At 40.8% G+C, this 19,754-nt stretch carries 16 protein-coding genes; 9 read left to right on the top strand and 7 right to left on the bottom strand.

Annotated features, from left to right (window positions below; genetic code table 11):
• Window positions 1-223 precede the first annotated feature (223 nt).
• From JN080_RS04655 to JN080_RS04635, 6 genes are all read left to right on the top strand, one after another.
• The gene (locus JN080_RS04655; protein ID WP_256234753.1) at window positions 224-1,462 is read left to right on the top strand and encodes a PucR family transcriptional regulator; all 1,239 of its coding nucleotides are present in this window, start codon (window positions 224-226) and stop codon (window positions 1,460-1,462) included.
• Window positions 1,463-1,592: 130 nt separating this feature from the next.
• Window positions 1,593-2,726 carry an alanine dehydrogenase gene (gene ald, locus JN080_RS04650; RefSeq protein ID WP_256234752.1) on the top strand — a complete coding sequence of 378 codons (1,134 nt, stop codon included), beginning with the start codon at window positions 1,593-1,595 and terminating at the stop codon, window positions 2,724-2,726.
• A gap of 73 nt (window positions 2,727-2,799) precedes the next feature.
• A complete protein-coding gene (locus JN080_RS29595; protein ID WP_309144655.1) occupies window positions 2,800-3,318 on the top strand; it encodes an alanine racemase in 519 nt (172 codons plus the stop codon).
• Window positions 3,284-3,988, top strand: coding sequence for an alanine racemase (gene alr, locus JN080_RS29590; RefSeq protein WP_309144654.1), 705 nt, complete (start codon window positions 3,284-3,286; stop codon window positions 3,986-3,988). The genes JN080_RS29595 and alr overlap by 35 nt, the downstream gene beginning before the upstream one ends.
• A gap of 203 nt (window positions 3,989-4,191) precedes the next feature.
• Entirely contained in the window at window positions 4,192-5,301 is a 1,110-nt protein-coding gene (locus JN080_RS04640) for a molybdopterin-dependent oxidoreductase (RefSeq protein WP_256234751.1), read from the top strand.
• A gap of 79 nt (window positions 5,302-5,380) precedes the next feature.
• Window positions 5,381-5,983: a sulfotransferase family protein gene (locus tag JN080_RS04635; protein WP_256234750.1), complete on the top strand. Its 603-nt coding sequence runs from the start codon at window positions 5,381-5,383 to the stop codon at window positions 5,981-5,983.
• A 71-nt stretch (window positions 5,984-6,054) separates the two neighbouring features.
• Here JN080_RS04635 and JN080_RS04630 read toward each other — a convergent pair whose 3' ends face one another.
• The 5 genes from JN080_RS04630 to JN080_RS04610 form a co-directional block, all read right to left on the bottom strand.
• On the bottom strand, window positions 6,055-7,518 hold the full coding sequence (locus JN080_RS04630) for an MDR family MFS transporter (protein WP_256234987.1): 1,464 nt from the start codon (window positions 7,516-7,518) through the stop codon (window positions 6,055-6,057).
• A 17-nt stretch (window positions 7,519-7,535) separates the two neighbouring features.
• Window positions 7,536-7,724, bottom strand: a complete 189-nt coding sequence (locus JN080_RS04625; protein ID WP_256234749.1) for a hypothetical protein — start codon at window positions 7,722-7,724, stop codon at window positions 7,536-7,538.
• A gap of 325 nt (window positions 7,725-8,049) precedes the next feature.
• Complete coding sequence (locus JN080_RS04620) at window positions 8,050-11,274, bottom strand: efflux RND transporter permease subunit (RefSeq protein WP_256234748.1); 3,225 nt, start codon at window positions 11,272-11,274, stop codon at window positions 8,050-8,052.
• Between the two features lie 158 nt (window positions 11,275-11,432).
• Window positions 11,433-12,776 carry a sensor histidine kinase gene (locus JN080_RS04615; RefSeq protein ID WP_256234747.1) on the bottom strand — a complete coding sequence of 448 codons (1,344 nt, stop codon included), beginning with the start codon at window positions 12,774-12,776 and terminating at the stop codon, window positions 11,433-11,435.
• Complete coding sequence (locus tag JN080_RS04610; RefSeq protein ID WP_256234746.1) at window positions 12,773-13,450, bottom strand: response regulator transcription factor; 678 nt, start codon at window positions 13,448-13,450, stop codon at window positions 12,773-12,775. Before JN080_RS04610 ends, JN080_RS04615 begins: the two co-directional genes overlap by 4 nt.
• A 248-nt stretch (window positions 13,451-13,698) precedes the next feature.
• Here JN080_RS04610 and JN080_RS04605 point away from each other — a divergent pair, with 248 nt between their 5' ends.
• The gene (locus JN080_RS04605) at window positions 13,699-14,136 is read left to right on the top strand and encodes a carboxymuconolactone decarboxylase family protein (RefSeq protein ID WP_256234745.1); all 438 of its coding nucleotides are present in this window, start codon (window positions 13,699-13,701) and stop codon (window positions 14,134-14,136) included.
• A gap of 445 nt (window positions 14,137-14,581) precedes the next feature.
• A complete protein-coding gene (locus tag JN080_RS04600) occupies window positions 14,582-16,069 on the top strand; it encodes an aldehyde dehydrogenase family protein (protein ID WP_256234744.1) in 1,488 nt (495 codons plus the stop codon).
• A 258-nt stretch (window positions 16,070-16,327) separates the two neighbouring features.
• On the opposite strand, the gene JN080_RS04595 is transcribed toward JN080_RS04600, so the two are convergent.
• Together JN080_RS04595 and hpaB are read right to left on the bottom strand one after the other, a co-directional pair.
• On the bottom strand, window positions 16,328-17,401 hold the full coding sequence (locus JN080_RS04595; protein ID WP_256234743.1) for an LLM class flavin-dependent oxidoreductase: 1,074 nt from the start codon (window positions 17,399-17,401) through the stop codon (window positions 16,328-16,330).
• 44 nt (window positions 17,402-17,445) lie between these two features.
• A complete protein-coding gene (gene hpaB / locus JN080_RS04590; RefSeq protein ID WP_256234742.1) occupies window positions 17,446-18,900 on the bottom strand; it encodes a 4-hydroxyphenylacetate 3-monooxygenase, oxygenase component in 1,455 nt (484 codons plus the stop codon).
• A 371-nt stretch (window positions 18,901-19,271) separates the two neighbouring features.
• On the opposite strand from hpaB, the gene JN080_RS04585 reads away from it, so the two are divergent.
• On the top strand, window positions 19,272-19,595 hold the full coding sequence (locus JN080_RS04585; protein WP_256234741.1) for a BC1872 family protein: 324 nt from the start codon (window positions 19,272-19,274) through the stop codon (window positions 19,593-19,595).
• The last annotated feature ends 159 nt before the right edge of the window (window positions 19,596-19,754 follow it).

The raw sequence follows: 19,754 nt of genomic DNA, 5'->3' as shown, positions 1-19,754 counted from the left end.
TAGAATTAAAGAGGCTTTTTTCCCCCAATCATAATTGATAGCGTTTTCAAATATTGTTTAAACTTTATGTTGTAAACGCAACACTATTTTAACATACCTTTGAATATTCCTATTTGTTAGAAAATATGAATTTATATTTTCTTTTTGGTGAATTTAAACAAAGATTGATCATTTATTTTTTTAAAAACAAATAGACTCTACTAGAAATGCGGAGGGATTGACTTTGAACACGAAATTGAATAATCCTTTTAAACTATCTTTTGAAAGTCTAGAGGAGTTTGCCGACGCCATTAGACAAGCACTCCAGTGTCCAATAACAATCGAAGATGCAAACCATCGGCTCCTTGCCTACAGCTTCCACGATGAAAAAACGGACCAGGCGAGAATTGCCACCATTATTAGCCGCCGGGTACCTGAAAAAGTGATCAATCAGTTATGGAAAGAAGGAGTCATTCCCGCCCTATTAAGTACAACTGAACCGATTCGCGTAAAATGCATGAATGAAATCGGACTTGGAAACAGAGTTGCAATCTCCATTTGGAAGCAGAAAGAAGTCATTGGATTTATTTGGGCATTAGAAGTTGATAAAGATCTAGATGAGGATCAAATGGACTTATTAAAAAAAGCTGCAGAAGCGGCAACGAATGAACTGTTACAGCTGCAGGTCCGGAACCGAAAAAAGGAAGATCACTTTCAAGAATTTTTTTGGCAGCTTCTAACCGGGCATTTAACAGAACATGAAGAAATTATCAAGCATTTTCATACATATAAAATTACACCCTCCCCTTCCTTTGCTGTAATTGCTTTCCAGTTTCAACAAAATATAACGAGAAAACTGGAGCAACAAATTTCTTATCTATTAAAAACGAGTCAGCAGCTAAAAATTATGCTCTATACATTTGACAGCTGCCAACTTATTTTACTCGTCTCACCACCTGCTAGTGATAATCCTGTTAAAGAGCTTGACCATTTTATTGATACCTTTAAGGGTTATCTTCGTGATCGTTACAAAATTACAGAAGTTCAGCCCAGCGTCAGCAATTTATATGAGGACTATCAAAAAATGAAGCAGGCCTATCAAGAATCGTTGACTGTTTTAGCAACAAAAGAAAAATACCCATTCAATACGCAAAATATCCATTACTATCAAAACCTTGGTATCTATCAGCTTTTCGATATTATTTTAGAGAAACACCGAAACGAAGGCTATGAAAATCAAGCACTAAGGAAGCTCCATCTATATGATCAAAGGCACAATTCCAATCTTTTCGAAACACTTGAGGTTTTTTTGGACAAAGACACGAATGTTACTGAAGCAGCGAAGGAATTAGTTGTCCATCCAAACACACTAACCTATCGCCTTAAGAGGATCACTGAAATTAGTGAAATAGATTTTAAGGATCCAAACCAAAAAATGATGTTATATATTGATGTAAAGCTCGAAAAATATTTAGAGCGGTGACGGTCCTTTTTGTGAATTTCCCCAAAAGGGCATCCGAACTTTCTCTTTTCAAGACAAAGCAATTATAAAATAAACATTCTATACTAAAACCATAGCAACAAAGCACCACAAAACAAAGGGGGAAATAAGAATGTTTATTGGAGTTCCTAAGGAAATTAAAAATAATGAAAATCGGGTGGCCCTTACTCCATCAGGAGTTGTTTCATTTGTAAACGCCGGTCATACAGTATTAGTAGAAAAAGGGGCAGGAATTGGAAGCGGCTTCACTGATGATCAGTATGAAAATGTCGGTGCTATTATCATTGAAAGTGCAACAAAGGTTTGGGCCGACGCTGAAATGATCCTAAAAGTAAAAGAGCCGCTTGAAAGCGAATATAAATACTTCCGTCCAGGTTTGATTTTATTTACCTATTTACACCTTGCAGCAGCCCCGACACTGACGACAGCTCTTAAAGATAGTGGTGTTACGGCAATTGGCTACGAAACGGTTACGGTTAACAGAACGCTGCCGCTCCTTACCCCAATGAGTGAAGTAGCCGGAAGAATGTCTGTTCAAATCGGGGCCCAATTTTTACAAAAAACAAACGGCGGACAAGGAATTCTGCTTGCAGGCGTTCCTGGGGTGAGCCGTGGAAAAGTAACCATTATCGGCGGCGGCATGGTCGGAACAAACGCAGCAAAAATGGCGGTCGGCTTAGGTGCAGATGTAACCATTCTTGATTTAAGTGCCGATCGTTTACGTGAACTGGATGATATTTTTGGCCATCAAATCACAACCTTAATGTCCAACCCAATGAACATCGCAGAAGCTGTATCACAAGCTGATCTTCTCGTTGGTGCTGTCTTAATTCCTGGTGCAAAGGCTCCTAAGCTTGTAAAAGAAGAAATGGTCAAATCTATGAAACCAGGTTCCGTGATCGTCGATGTTGCCATCGACCAAGGCGGGATTGTTGAAACCTGTGATCACGTAACGACTCACGATGAGCCAACATTCGAAAAATATGGCGTGGTTCATTATTCAGTTGCCAATATGCCTGGAGCAGTTCCTAGAACATCAACCATTGCCTTAACAAATGTTACCATTCCATACGCTGTAGAAATTGCCAATAAAGGTGGAAGAAAAGCAATTATGGAAAGTGAAGCACTAAAATGTGGTGTCAACGTGTTAAATGGAGAAATCACCTTCGCAGCAGTTGCAAAAGATCTCGGCTATCAGTATGTAACCGTAGAGGATGCTTTTGAAAGAGCACTAATTACCCACTAATAATTTTCAGTTTTCATTTTTTATCCCCTCAAGATGCCCTTGGGGGGATTTTTAGTAAAGGAGGACGCTTTGGATGAGCCAATTTAGTTACAGGGATACATGGGCAGAGATTGAACTTGAACATATTAGCTATAATTTGAAGCAGTTTCGACACTATCTAAAAACCAAAACAAAGATAATGGCTGTTGTAAAAGCAGATGGATATGGTCATGGTGCAGAAAAGGCGGCCATTACCGCGATTCAGGCAGGTGCAAATTACCTTGCGGTTGCTTTTTTAGATGAAGCCATAGAGCTAAGAAAGGTAGGAATAAAAGCTCCGATTCTTATTCTTGGCTATACTCCTGTCCGTTCTATTCGCGAAGCAATTTTAGAGAACATAACGATAACCGTATTTGACCATGAAGTATTAGATGAGATTATTATTCAAGCCGCTAGCTTGCGAACAGAGGCTGTGATTCATTTAAAAGTGGATACAGGCATGTCAAGAATTGGGGTAAGTTCGGCTGAGCAAGCTGTCCGCGCTTGCGAAAAAGACCCTTACCTCCCCTTTTGTTCACTTGGAAGGCATCTTTACCCATTTTGCGAATGCTGACAGCGAGGACCCGACCTTTACACTTACCCAATTTACTAAATTCCAAGTCATCATTGAGCATTTAGAAGCAGAAGGCATCCAAATACCCGTGAAGCACTGCTGCAATAGTGCAGCTACCATGAAGTTTCCGGTCATGCACCTCGATATGGTTCGAATTGGCATTGCCCTATACGGCTTGTATCCTGATGCATCCTTAAAAAAGCACCCGATCCATTTAAAACAAGCAATGAGTTTGAAAACAAAGATTGCAGACCTAAAAAAAATAAACGTTTCACAGCCTGTCAGTTACGGATGTACGTGGAAGCCGACAAGGGAGAGCATCATTGCTACGATACCGGTTGGCTATGCAGATGGGCTTTCCCGTCTCCTATCGAATCGTGGCCATGTTTTACTAAATGGACAAGGTGCTCCAATTAGGGGACGTGTTTGCATGGACCAAACGATGATTGATAGTACCGATATTCCAAATGCCCAAAAGGGAGATATCGTGACGATTTTTGGACATAACCATTCCTCGTTCCAATCGGTAGATACGATTGCTGACTTAATGGGAACCATCAATTATGAAGTCGTTTGTTTAATTGGAAAAAGGGTGCCAAGAGTGTATGTGTGGTTGGAGGAAAAAGCAATAGAGCACGCCAGCACATTGGAAATTTTGCCGGTTAATTAAATTTCAGGAGCATAGCATGTAGCACTCGAAGAGCCACGACAATCTGTCAAGGGTCCTTCGTGCAGAGGGACGGTTCTTTTGTGTTCTTCAGTGGTCTCGACCGTCCCTTCTTTCTGTTTATTTGATAATCTTTTAATACTTTCTTCATATTTTCATGTTAAGATAAAAAAACACTTTATAGATAGTAGAAATGGAGGTGAAAGATGAAGAAAAATTGGTTTCCCCATGGAAAATGGCCGAAATATTATGTATGGCTTCACCATTACTCGATTGTATCCTTTATAGGACTCCTCTTATCTGGGCTTGTTCTCTATGTTCCGTTTCTGCACGTCAGGTTGATTCGCTATCTTACCCTCATCCATGATGCGCATATTTTCCTTGGAATCCTGTTCTTCCTGTCGTTATTTTCTCCGATCATGAAAAAGCTGCCCAAAGTGAACCGGATACGAATCGTCGATTGGTTTATGCCTATCACGTTTGGTATGGCCATCGTTCTAACCGGGCTCCCTTTATGGCAGATCCATTGGTTTCCAGCGGCTTTAAGAGAACAAGCCTTCGCTTGGCACGGGAATTTGTCTTATCTCCTAGGGATATGGTTTGTCTTACATGGTTTATTTAAAGCTTTTGGAACCAAATATCCTGAAGCCCAAGTAACCAAAAAACTGGATCCAGAACGCAGGCAATTTTTACGCTGGGGAATTACAGGGATAGTAGGCGGCGCAATTGCAATGACTCCATTTTCGCAGTTTTTCTTTTCACTCGGGAATCGATCGAGTTCATCGACCGGTGCGAATGCAGGTGTGCACGAGTTTCCTGAATACTTTACTGTGACCGACTCCTACCCGAAAGTCATGCTCGACAAATATCGGTTGCAGGTCGATGGATTGGTGGCCACGCCAAAATCGATCACTTATGAACAATTACTATCTCTACCTGCAACAAAACAAACGAAAGATTTCCAATGCGTTACAGGGTGGTCGGTAGCCAATGTGGGCTGGGAAGGGATTCACATACGGGAGCTTGTTCCCTTGGTAAACCCCACTTCAAAAGCCGATTTCGTCACCTTCTATTCAGCAGACGGTGTCTATACAGAAAGTCTGACCTTACAAGAAGCAATGGAAGCCGATGTTCTCCTTGCTTTTAAGATGGATGGCCAAGCACTTCGCGTCGAACAAGGTTATCCGATTCGATTAGTGGTGCCAAGTATGTATGGATACAAATCCATCAAATGGGTGAACCGTGTCGAATTTGCATCAACTCGTATCCAAGGCTACTGGGAACAACGAGGCTATGATTCCGAAGCGACGTTTTGATTAACGATTCCAAGGGCTCCCTTGCTTCGTTCCGTGGGAGCGCTAGAACCGTCCCCATATTAAAGAGGAGGATTCAAGTATGAAACTACGTATCATAGGTGCCGGTCTTCCGCGCACAGGAACAAGGTCCCTTGGTGTTGCTCTTGAGCATTTGATCGGTGGACGATGCTACACTATGAGTGATATTCCGGAGCATCCATTTAATCTTGGCGATGGCTGGAATGGTGCTTTAGCAGATGAAACTACCGATTGGCACAAGCTGCTCAATGGGTTCGCCGTGGCAGTGGACTGGCCTGCATCCTTGTTTTGGCGTGAACTGAGTGAGGCGAATCCCGATGCATTGGTGGTGTTGTCAGTTCGTGATAGCGCTGAAGAATGGTGGGACAGCTTTAATGATACGGTTTTGCTGACGGCGCGAATCGCCCAGGCGAAGGGTTGGAACGAAGGCAAGGGACTGTTAGATTTATTGGAACGATTTTCAGGTACAACGAAGTGGGACGATCCGGTGACAATGATGGCATCCTATGAGCGGTACAATGCCGCAGTACGGAAGAAAATTGCCCCTCACCGCTTACTCGAGTGGCGCGTTTCAGAGGGTTGGGAACCGATTTGCCGAGCACTCGTACTTGCTGAGCCCACTATTCCGTTCCCATGGGTCAACCGCAGGAGCGATTGGGGCTAACTCATTAAACAAACTTTAACTAAACAAATAAGGCAACGCTATTAAAGCGTTGCCCGATTCAATGATTCCCCTTAAGACGGTCTAGTCCCTCGGTTCATTTTTTCCACTGGTTTCTCTTTGTGTTCATTACTTTTTAAACCATCATCCGAAGAACCAGTAGTCTGAAAGTATTCTTTACCTTTAAGTTTAACTTCAGGCAAGAAGAAGGTTCCAATGAAACAAAGAATTGCAAAAATCAACCCGACTTCGAACAGTCGTTGAATCCCAAATGTCAATGAAGCCTTTACCGCATCCATTAATTGGAGATACAGCTGATGTCCTTGCGTTCCCAATTTACTGAACTGTGCTGAGAGCGATTGCTGTGCCTGTGAGGTCAACAACGATTGCGGATTTACCCCAGCGAGTTTACTTTGAAACTGTTGCAACGAAGAGGGTAATGTATCACTTAGTTTATTCGTAAACGCCTTGTTTAAAATGGAACCGAATATCGGTGAAGCGATGACTCCGCCAAGCGATTGTACGAATTGTTGAGTGGAGTTTACGGTACCCATCATGCTGTATGGAAACGCATTTTGAACCGCCACGTTCATCATAGGCATCAGCGATCCAATCCCGAGCCCCAGTACAACCATGTTAATGACGACCGTAGACCAAGTCGTGTGAACATTCATTTGATTTAATAAAAAAGAACCAAGTACAATAACAGCACCACTGACCCAAGCCAAGACTCTGTATCGACCTGTACGGGACATAAATTGTCCGGACACAACACTACCGATGATAAAGCTGATCATCATCGGTGCCATAACCCAGCCGCTGCCCTGGGCATTAAGTCCAAGTACTCCTTGAACGTAGACAGGCAAGAACATAATACTCCCAAACATCGTCATCGCAATTAATACACCGAGAACCAACGATGTATTGAAGATGCGATTTTTAAACAGGACAGGTGACAATAACGGGTCTGATGCTTTGCGTTCCCAAAACATAAAGAGGGTAAGAACGATGGCTCCACCAATAAAGAGCGTTAATTCGATCGGTGACCCCCAGGAATATTTTGAACCCGCCCATGTGAAGCCGAGAAGAATGGGAATTAAGCCAATAATTAAGAATGCAGAACCAAGCCAGTCCACTTTCACTCGATGTTCGGCCCGAACCTTTGGCAATGAAACAAGCACCCCAATAATCGCGAGAACCGCAAATGGTAAGTTGATGTAAAAAACCCATCGCCATGAAAAAGCATCGGTGATCCAGCCTCCAAGGGTCGGTCCCAGAATACTAGAAACCCCAAAAACAGCCCCCATAACGCCCATCCATTTACCGCGTTCTTTTGGATCGAAAATATCACCGATCGTGGCACGGGGCATACTCATCATAGCACCTGCGCCGATCCCCTGAAGAGCACGCGCCCAAATCAGTTCATTCATCGTGTGCGCTTGACCTGATATGGCAGATCCAATTCCAAACATGATCAGTCCAAATAAATAAAACGGCTTACGGCCAAATACATCTGACAGCTTCCCATAAATCGGCATCGTCACCGCAGAAGCCATCATATAGGCGGTAAAGACCATGCATATAAACTAAATCCATGTAAATCACCAATGATAGTGGGCAATGCAGTGGACACAACCGTTTGATCCATTGACGAAAAGAACATCGTCAATAGCACCGTTGCAAGTGCCCACCACTTTCTTGAACCGGAGATACGGTTCGTTGTTTGTACGACTGATTGGGCCATAGCTCACTATTCCTCCAATTCGTTAGCTGATCTGATGATTGTTTTTTTCTCTATGGTTTGAGAAATGATCGCCAGCTTTTCTAAATTCTGCACAAAAGAATCCAAGTAATCGAGGTTAATTTTTGCTAATCAGTTTTGAATGATTTGATGGCGTAAGATACCCCTTACGTCCAACTATTAGTTAAAAAACCGTTTCATGTTTATGCTATATAAGTAAAATTAATTCATCTCAAAAGACTTCTTCAAAAATTAAGCAATGTAAGCACAGGGACGGTTCTATTCATTGGAACGCAAGAACCGTCCCTATGCTCCATAGAGATTCTATTTATTTAAGATCATCATCTGTTAGATGCTTTCTAAATTTACCAACTAGTGAATAAAGTACTGGAACAAAGATTAATGTCAGCAATGTAGATGTGGTTAGGCCACCAATGACAGTGACAGCTAATCCTTGTGAGATGAGACCTGATGATGACGTCGACGTTGCCAATGGAATAAGAGCAAAGATGGTTGCGAATGCTGTCATTAAGATCGGTCGTAACCGTATCTTGGCAGCTTCAACAATGGCTTCATCGAGTTCCAAACCTCGTTTCCGATTTTTTTCAACACGATCGAGCAAGACGATCGCATTCGAAACGACGATTCCAATCAGCATTAACATCCCAATCATCGCACTCATTGAAATAGGCTGGCCGCTAATTAATAAGCCGCCCAATGCTCCGATTGGAACAAATAACAGCGATGACAAGATCACAAGTGGTGTCAAAACTCCTGAAAAAGTAACCATTAGCACAAGTAATACAAGACCGACAGCAGCTCCCATGGCAAGTCCCATACTGGATAAACCGTCTGAGATCATTTTCAGTCCTCCGCCATATGAAACGGTAATCCCCTTTGGTAAGGATAAGGAATCTATATCTTTTTTGACATCATTTGATACTTTGGTCGTGTTGTTCCCTTTTACAATCGCAGATACTTTGACAAGCTGATTGCCATCGTCATGGTATAAAGTAGTCGGAACCTTTACTTCTTCGATTGTCGTCGCTACATCATTTACCGTTTTCATACCTGCTGATGTTTTAAGCTCAATATTTTCAAGATCTGCCTTTGAAGCTATTTTTTTATCATAACTTACGTCTACTTCTTGCGTAGTCCCGTTAATGTCATAGTTGCCAACTGTTACCGACGACACATACTCACGAATGGCTGACATCAATTGCAGATAGGTAACGCCTGCTTTGTCTCCATCTGAACTAATCGCAAGCTTCCACTGTGTTTGATCATCCCCTAAGTTACTCGTGACATTCTTCAATTGATTATTTTTCGCCAATAGAGTCGTAATTTGATTGGATGCGTCTGTCAGCTTCGTTAAATCAGAACCGTAAAGCTGAATATCAATATTGTTGCCGGATGATATACCGCCGCCTTGAGTTTGCGAAATCGCAACAGTAGAATCCTTATAATCTTGCTGGACAATTTTCTCCATATCTTTTTGGTAGACACTTAAAAGATCATTAATATTTTGCCCATTCTTCAATTGGATGAGGAATTGAATGACATTATTGCTGCCGCCTGTCATCATCGCTCGATTGTTTGAAATACCAATGGATACTTGACTATAGTTAATTCCATGTTTATTTTTTAAATAGCTTTCGACATCCTTTGCCACTGAATCCATTTGTTCAAGACTTAACGAACTTGGAACGGTAATCCTTGCTTGCATAGCTGGATTAGAATCATCCGCCGGCAAGAACGCTACACCTAGTTTAGGGATCAGGGCAAATGACCCGACTAAAAGCAGCAGGGATAATACAATAACCAGAGCTTTTTTGCGAAACGCTCCTCTTAAAAACTTCTCATACAGACCTGCAAGCCAGCTTGGTTTTTCCACATGTTTAACCTTTTTGAAAAATAAGCTTCCTAATACCGGCACCAAAATCATGGCAACGATTAATGAAGCCGCAATCGAGAACACAACAGCAAGTGCAAACGGCCGGAAAACTTCTCCAATGATTCCCGTCACAAAAGCGATTGGTGCAAATACAACCAATGTCGCTAAAGTGGAGGAGGTCACCGCTCCAAACACTTCCTTTGTCGCATGTAGTGCTACTTGCTTCATGCTGAGGTCTTTGTTTTCTTGGCGCCAGCGGAATATATTTTCGATAACAACAATACTGTCATCGATAATCCGTCCGACGGCAACGGCCATTCCGCCAAGCGTCATGATATTTAAGGAATAATCAAATTGTTTTAACAGCGCAATCGTCGACAAAATCGAGATTGGCAGTGATACAATCGCAATCAAGGTAGCGCGAATATTACGTAAGAAGAGCAAAATGATTATAACAGCGAAAAGGATTCCAAAGCCGCCTTCTTTAAGAAGAGAAGAAATCGAGTTTTCCACATCTTTTCCTTGATCTGTCACCGTATAAATCGTGTAATGATGACTTTTATTAAACGAGGAAATTTTGTCTTTTACATTATTCACAACTTCCGCCGTATTGGCATCCTGTGTCTTTGTTACCGAGACTAAATAGCTGTCTTTGCCATTAAATCGGGTAATGACATCCTTGCTCGATACCGTGGTGATTGTCGCAATATCTGAGAGCTTTAATTTCACCGGCAGGACTGCAGCTTGTTGTTGGGCCGCGTTAGGAGAAATGTTTATTTGTCCGTTTGCTGCTGTCATCGAGCCCGTCCCTGTCGCTCCACTGGTTTGCTGGTTTGCTGCCCCAGATGCAGAACCGGCTTTCGTACTAGCTTTTCCAGCAGTCATACTTGTTTGACCAGCAGTCATACTGGATTGCTGACTTTGTCCCGCAACCGTAACTTCAATGTTTTTCAAGTCATCAATGCTGGTACTATTCCCTTTCATCACAAGCGGGATACTGGTCCCCCCACTGTTGATTTGACCAAAAGAAACGTTATAATTTTTCAATTGAATGGCATCTTTAATGTTTGTCAATGTCAAACCATATTGTTTTGCCTTGTCTTGGCTTAATTCAATTGAAATTTTTTGGGCTTTTGCCCCATCAAGGTTTACCGTTCCAACGCCGCTTACCTTCTCAAGTGTTGGAACAAGATCATTTTCAATTGATGGCTGGATATCCTGATTGCCCTTGCCTGCAAAGGCGACCTCATAAACCGCTTGGGCACCTATATCAATTTTCTTTACTTCTACCTTTGCACCATCTGGTAATGCTACCTTATTGATTGCATCTTCCAGTGAGGTTTTTTGCTTCTCAATATCGGTTCCGAATGGATAAGCAACCGTAATCGTCGCCGCATTGTTTCTTGAAGTACTTGTTAAAGTGTCATATCCTTTTTGCAGCTTAATGCTACTTTCGATTGGATTGGTCAGCTGATCCTCCAATTCCTGTGTCGAATGGCCCAAATAGGTTGCTTGAACAAATAGGGCCGGAAAGGTGATGTTCGGAAACGTTTCTACTTTTATGCCATTAGTGGAATAAATTCCACCTGCGATCACGAGAACAACAAGAAAAATAATGGCGACCGTATTCTTCAAGCTAAACTTCAGTATTTTATTCAAAAAAAAACACTCCTCCTGTACAAATTACTTAATCATAATAAAACAGGAATGTGTCCTCAGTGTGACCTTTTGAGCAATTTTAGAAAAACATAAGAATCTAAATTTTCCACATAAAAAAGCAGCCCACCATATGGGCTGCTTTCCAAAACTAATTATTCCTATTTTTTCCCTAAACGAATCCTAAAGGTTGTTTCCGAACCCTCTACACTTTCCACAGCGATTTTCCCATTGTGGAGGGAGATAATCCGCTTGACTACTGCCAAGCCAAGCCCATAACTTTCAGTTGTTCGCGAATGAGCTTTTTCTGCACGGTAAAAACGCTCAAAAATATGGGGCAAATCATTTTGGGGAATACCAGGGCCTGTATTGCTAATAACCACATCGACATAATCAGCATGATCATATCCGCGAACCGTAATTTTGCCATTATGGCAATTATACTTAATGGCATTCGAATATAAATTGGTCCACACTTGATTCATTAGTGCTTCATCGGCGAATACCTCGAGTTTGGGAAGGTCAAAATCGATTTCAAGGCCCTTTTCCGTCCATAACGTTTGCAGCGCAACAATCTGATTTCGCACTTGTTGATCAAGACGGTATCTCTTTGGATGAAACGGAGACTTGTTTGCTTCCAAAATGGACAGGTTCAGCAATTGTTTCGTTAGACTTGAAAGACGTTCACTCTCTTGTTCAATCAGTTCAAAATAATGCTGTTCTTCAGCTTGCTCCACAGCACCATCCTTCAATGCGATTGCCATCCCTCTAATGGCAGTAAGCGGTGACTGAAGCTCATGGGACACATTTGCAACGAAGTCCTTCCGCATTTGCTCCGTTTTATCTAATTCCTCTACCATGAAATTAAAGCTGTTGGCTAACTGCCCGATTTCATCCTTACTTTTTACATCCAAACGAATTTGAAAATTTCCTCTTGCTAATTCTTTGGTGGCATTGGTGATTCGGACAATCGGTTTGACTAAAAAACGGGTCGTGATTAAAATAAGCGAGCTTCCGATAAACAAGACGATAAATAATGTAGTCAATAAAACTTCCCGAATCTGACTAAATTGTTCCTCCATACTAGGTTTAAGAAATAACGCATATCTCCCGTTTTTCGTTTCAAAGGGCAGTCCGATCAACATTTTGCGTGGTTCAGCTTCATTTCGATAGACATCACCAGCAATGACATCTCTAATCGTTTTTTCACTAAGCTTGCTAGACTTTTGAGCATTAGGAGTTTTTGCTACCAAGCTATTTTGATCATAAAGGTATACCTCATAAGGTAAGTAGGAAATGCTGTTTAAATATTCATTAAAACCCTTACTTCCCAAATTTTGGTATAAATTAATCATTCCTTTTCCTTGGTTAATGACCTCTGTTTCACGAATTTTGATGATTTGATTTTGAAAAAAAAGCGACGCGATTAAAAAAGAAAGGATCAATGACACAATAATCACAAAAAAATAATTTAAAATATTTTTGATATAAATAGAGCGGATCATGATAAAACCTCTAATTTGTACCCAAGCCCTCTTACTGTAATGATTTGCAGCAAGTCCTCGTCATTTTTAAATTGCTTACGGAGCTTTTTAATGTGCGTATCAACCGTTCTCTCATCACCTTCATAATCAAGTCCCCAAATACTCTCAATCAGCTGATCTCTTGTAAAAATTTTTCCAGGTTGACTGGCTAACATATACAATAATTCAAACTGTTTAGTCGGCAGCATGAAATCCTGATCCTTAATTTGAACTTTATAGCTGCTTTGATCAATCGTGATATCATTAAAAGTGATTTTCCCCGCTGATGCTACACGGTATCTTTTTAATAGTGACTTCACCCGCATAACAAGCTCGACTGGATGAAAAGGCTTTGTCACATAATCATCGGTGCCTAGTTTAAAGCCTTTAATGGTATCATCGGGGTCAACTCGAGCGGTTAACATCAAAACGGGAATCTCATAAAAAGCTTTAATTTTTTCACAAAGCTCCCAGCCATCGACATTCGGCATCATCACATCAATGACCGCACAGTCGATTTTCTCTTGCTCTAATAAGTCAAGTGCCTCTTTGCCATCACAGGCAATTTCCGTTTGAAACCCTTCTTTCTCCAAATAAAGCTGTGTCACCCTCCGAATATTTATATCATCATCAGCAATTAATATCGTGGTCTTCATTATGTTCGCACTCCTCTTATCGAGATAAGTCTATTGTAAACAATAATGAAAAGGATTTTTATTATTTTCGCTATTTTATTACAAACCCTATCGGAACTTCAACGTTTTTTCATGTGCATTCACGGGCATTCATGGGGACGGTTCTTTTGAGTCAAAGGGGACGCAAGAACCGTCCCCATGATTTTTTTCCGGTATTATGATAAGAATAGAAAGGAATAGTATTGAAATGGAACGAGGAGGAATTGAAAATGGAATTACGTGTTCATTATTACGATGTGGCTCCAGAAGCACTTAAAGTCATGATGGAAATGGAAAAGTATATCGGATCAACAAAAATAGATCCCAAACTTAGTGAACTTATTAAAATCCGGGCATCACAAATAAACGGCTGTGCCTTCTGTCTCAACATGCATACAACAGATGCCCGCAAACTAGGTGAAACGGAACAGCGTTTATACTGCGTAAGCGCTTGGGATGATTGTGATTTCTATACGGATGCAGAAAAGGCAGCACTTGAATTAACTGAACATGTAACATTGATCCCAACGAAGCGTGTACCGGATGAACTTTATAACCGGGTTCGTGAGTATTTTGATGAAAAGGATTATGTCGATCTTATTATAATGATCAATCAAATTAACAGTTGGAATCGTCTATCGATTTCAATGGGCAATTTCGCAAAATAACAGCACAGAAAAACAAAAGCGCAAGCGTCCGTTTAGCGCACGACAGGACTGGAGCACACTGACTGAGATAAAGGCGTTAGCACATTCGTGCTTGACTTATCGCAGGGAAGTGGGCGAAGTACACTAGTCGCTGGACGCTGGAGCTAGACGTAAATTAACTTGATTCAAAGTTATTAACAGCTTAATATTTTATAATTTCCTAGACGAGACCGAAAGAAAAAGATAACCTCTGAGAATGCTGAATTCTTTGAGGTTATCTTTTTTATGTTCTTCTTTCGTCATGGACTTTAAGATAATTTCAAAAGAGTAACCGGAATGTATAGATCGTGAAGTTAGTACTCTAGTAAGGCAAATTATTTGGTATTTTTTACAATAAGTCATATAATGTCAATGAAAACAATTTTCAAGCGCTTTCAATATAATAATATCAAAGGTGGGAATAGATATGAGTATTGTAGCTAGTAGTGTAGTAGATACAGAATATAAACTGTACATTAATGGTCAATGGGTTAAAGGTGCAGAAGGCACAACAATAGCAACCTATAATCCTAGTACTGGTGAAAAACTTGCTGATTTCATTGATGCAAGCTATGCCGACGTTGATGCTGCGGTTAAAGCAGCACAAGAAGCCTTTAAGACTTGGAAAACAGTCGGTGTTGAAGAAAGAAGCAAACTATTACTTAAAATCGCTGATTTAATAGATGAAAATAAAGAACATTTAGCAATGGTAGAAACGTTGGATAATGGGAAACCATTAAGAGAAACTATGGGTGCTGATGTTCCCCTAAGTGCAGACCACTTCCGCTATTTTGCTGGTGTCATTCGCTCAGAAGAAGGAACTGCCAAAGAATTGGATGATAACTCATTAACGATTACGTTGAAAGAACCAATTGGTGTCGTTGGACAAATTATTCCCTGGAACTTTCCTTTGCTGATGGCAGCATGGAAAATAGCCCCTGCTATTGCTGCTGGTAATACAGTGGTCATTCACCCATCTTCTACAACACCGCTCAGTGTTTTGGAATTAGCAAAATTATTGGATCAAGTGCTTCCAGCTGGTGTTGTTAACGTGATTACAGGAAGAGGCTCCTATTCAGGAGATTATATGCTCCATCATGAAGGCTTTGCAAAATTAGCATTTACAGGATCAACCGAGGTTGGCTATAACGTAGCCAAAGCTGCTGCAGACCGATTAATTCCAGCAACATTGGAATTGGGCGGTAAATCCGCTAATATTTTCTTCAATGATGCACCATGGGAAAGAGCGGTTGAAGGTGCAGCAAACGGAATCCTATTCAATCAAGGACAAGTATGCAGCGCAGGTTCCCGTATCTTTGTTCAAGAAGGAATTTACGATAAATTTGTCAGTGCATTAAAAGAAAAATTTGAAAGCGTAAAAGTAGGTCTTCCTTGGGAAGATGGCGTTCAAATGGGTGCCCAAATTAATCAAAAACAACTTGACAAGATCTTGAAATACGTTGAAATTGGCCAACAAGAAGGAGCAAAACTTGTTACTGGCGGTTATCAGTTAAAAGAAAATGGATTGGATAAAGGTGTATTCATGGCACCAACCATTTTAGCTGATGCTACTAATGATATGCGGATCGCACAGGAAGAAATTTTTGGACCAGTTGCGACTGTTATTAAATTCAAAACAGAAGAAGACGTCATTCGCATGGCAAACGATTCTGAGTATGGTCTTGGCGGCGGTGTTTGGACACGCGATCTCAACACTGCACTCCGTGTGGCTCGAAAAGTTGAAACGGGACGTATGTGGGTTAATCAATATACCAATTTCTCAGCTGGCACACCATTTGGCGGATATAAAAAATCAGGGATCGGCCGTGAAACCTATAAGAGCATTTTAGATGCTTACACACAAACGAAAAATATCTTTATCAGCATGAAAGAAGAAACAGACGGCTTATATTAAGCTATATTGATTACAAAAAGGACCTTTTATCACATTCAATTGTGGTAAAGGGTCCTTTTCGTTTTACTGACATTTCTTCGAGGCACACCCCGACAAAGTAAAGCACCCACACATATTAGGACTGAAGCTTCCTTATAGGAAGGTGAAAAACTATTCATCAGCACTCAGTTTGCTAAGAAGGACTTTTTAAAAAACCTTTTTAACTTCAACGTTTTATTATCCACGTCATTCAAAGGTAAAGCTGCTAAAGCTTTTCTTTTAACAGCTTTTTTTCGTTTCTCTGCGGACCACGGGAGCTACCTCGGTTGCTAATAGCTCGATGTTTTTTGCAACTTTATAAAAAGGCAAACCACCGATGTCAATTTGAGCAAGAAAACGTTGATGTCCAAACAATTCATGCTGGCGGAGAATTTTTTCAATAATCTCCTGCGGACTTCCGACAAACAAGCTGGTATCCGGACTAGCCATCTGCTCAAAATCGCTCTGGGAGATCTTTGATAGCCCGCCGTTTTTCATAAACGACCTGAAGTAGTTTGTATAATAAGGGTAGAATTCTTCTTTAGCCTGTTGAGATGTTTTACTAAGATAACCATGTGCACCAATTGCAACCTTACATTTTTTTGAATCGTGGCCAGCTTCTTCTCCTGCATACCGATAGGCATCAACCAATGGCTTATATTGGAGGGGGTCTCCCCCAAGCACCGCTACCATCAACCCTGCCCCCAGCCTTCCGGCACGTTCGGCACTTTCGGGGGAACCGCCAACGCCGATCCATATGGGAATTCTTTGTTGAATCGGACGGGGAGAAATATCAGCATCGTAAAGCTCTGGGCGGAAATGACCTTTCCAGGTAATACACTCATTCTCGTTTAATTTTAATAATAGTTCCATATTCTCAGAGAATAAACGATCATAGTCATTCAAGTTATATCCAAACAGCGGAAATGATTCCAAAAACGCCCCCCGTCCTGCTACAATTTCAGCACGGCCATTTGACAGGATATCCAATGTTGCGAAGTCCTCGAATAGCCGGACTGGATCCACTGTACTTAGAACGGTTGTCGCACTTATTAGCTTAATTTGGCGGGTCTTTTGGGCAATCGCCGCCAAAATAACGTGAGGTGATGACACAGCGAAATCCAAGCGGTGGTGCTCACCAATCCCAAACACATCAAGTCCTGCATCATCCGCCAGCTTAGCTGCCTCCACAATTTCATTGATACGTTGTTTTGCACTAGTTACTTGACCAGTATAAGGATTACAAAGCAGTTCCCCAAACGTATAGATGCCTATTTCAATTTCAGACTGATGTACATTGATTTCTTTTTCCATAAGTCTCCTCCATAAGGGGTACCTGCTGCTTCTTGCTCCCTTTATTACGTTTCATTAAGCAGCGAGTTTTCACTTAAAAATGTATTTACAAGTGAAATACATTGGTCCTTATTATAATTTTGATAAATACTGCTGGCCATTTTGACAGGATCACCGAAAAAGAAGCGTTCGTATAACGATTGCCTGCTGCCAAATGCACTCATGCTTATGTCCCAAGCCAAGCGAAAAAGTTTTACTCGATCATTCGCATTGGCATTCGCAGCTTGCAAGTAAAGGTCGAGGTCGCTTTTTATTTCAGACGCAAAGTCTGCTTTACTTGGAATTGATACGAGTCCGCTCGCTCCAATTTGTTGCAAAATTTCACAAATGCGAGGATAAAGACGGGGATACAGTAAAATGGCTGTGCTTAATGGGTTAAAATCAGGAATCATTGTCCCCCATTTGTCCAATTTGGCATTCACTTCTGAAGTACACAAAAGTGCTTTAAGCGTTTCTAGTCCTGTAATCACTTCTGTTATCTTTTCATGAATATGTTGAAATTCCCCCACATTGATCGTATTCACAAGCATTTGGGCAACACCAAGAATAAATTCAGTTTTAACAATTCTCCTCGAGGTAATTTGGTGTGCCGTCAGTGGATAAAAGCTGCTTTCAGAAAAAATTTTAAAAGAGGCTTCTGGATTTTGATAACAAAAGACACGGTCCCACGGAACCATTACGTTATCAAAGACAACGATCGTATCGATTTCATCAAACTGTGAACCAAGCGGGTGGTCAAAGGCAGAGTCCTTATATCGGAATGACTCTCGGCAAATAAACTTCATTCCCGGTGTATTGCTTGGTATCGAAAACGCATAAGCAAAATCCTTATTAATGGCTGATGCATGGGTTGGAAAAACGAGAATTTCATCCGTTAATCCACCTTGGGTCGCTAACAATCGTGCTCCCTTTACAACGATTCCATCATCATTTTTTTGGATGGTTTGGGCTGAGATGATTTTGGAGGAATCTTCGAGGTATGATGATGAACGATTTACTTGCGGATTGATAAATGTATGAGTAAAAGACAAATCGTTGTCTTTTGCTTTTTCGTACAGGCTTTGCAGATTTTGTGCAAATGGCTCATTTTCTCCAGCAAATATGTCAGCTGCCGCCGCGAATGCCATGACAGCTGTATTCATATAATCCGGTGAGCGACCTAACATTCCTGCACTCATTTTGGCCCATTCTTGAATCATCAGCCGTCGTCTTTCAAGATCCTCTTTTGTTTTTGGTTCAAGAAATGAGAGTCCAATTCTCTCTCCTGTTTTAGGAGATGGATACGTCATTTCATCCATCTTTTCAAGCTGAAGATCATATAATCTCGCTTGACTTTTCATTACACCATAGAAGGATGGATGATCTGATAGGTTGCCTTCCACCTGTTTCCCATCTATCCAAACTTCAGCCTTCATTCGATTAATCCTATTTATATATTCTTTTCCTGAAATAACCGTCACGAAATCACCGACTTTTAAAAGATTACTACTGTTTTATGTCAAAAAATTTGTTTTGTGACTGTACATTTGTCCCTAATGGACAAATGAAATAATGGAAAGCTGAAAAAACCCGCTATATTATTCCCAAGTGATTGTACATAAAAAAGCGGCGAAGGCATTAATCATGATGATACGAATGTAGATTAAAGGGTATTACCCTAGATTTTGTTTTATGTAATCCCTCAGTGCTTGATAGCACGGGGATTTTTACCTTATTCAGAAAAATCTAGTAAAAAAATGAAAAAATAGTAGACGTTTTTTTGCATTCTGTTATATAATATAAACAGTTAATAAAAACAGTTATATAACAAATGAGAAAAGGGGTAAAGAATATGAACAAAACAGACTCAATAGCACGTAAAATTTTAGGCTGGGCATTAAATAGATGGGATAGATGGTATGATGTTGAAAAGGGTATTTTCATCCATGATACTGACTTCCAACCCGAACAAAACCTTGATCATGCCTTCCTAATCGTTGATAGATTAGAAGAATTTGGGTATACATTTAAAACAAATGGAGTTTCAGAGGTTTACTTTAATGACGTCCAGGCAACTGGAGAAACGTTATCACAAGCAATCACGAATGCAGCCTATTCACTCATTGAAAGAACCGCAGTAGTTGATAACTCTAGAACCTTGCATCAGCTTTGCTAAAAGTTATTACACCTTGGTGAAGGTATAGTGGGAAAAACGGACTGAGGAAAGGAACAGCTTTGAAAAATAAATACGTATTTTCTTCAACAGACTATCAATAAAAGAAGTTGATTATCTACATAAAGCAGATAACCAACTTCTTTTTTTACTAGTATTAGT

The organism is Bacillus sp. EB600 (assembly GCF_024494385.1).
Classification (GTDB): Bacteria; Bacillota; Bacilli; order Bacillales; family Cytobacillaceae; genus JAEVLT01.
Note: the sequence above shows the minus strand (reverse complement) of the source record. Positions and strands in the feature narration are given on the sequence as shown.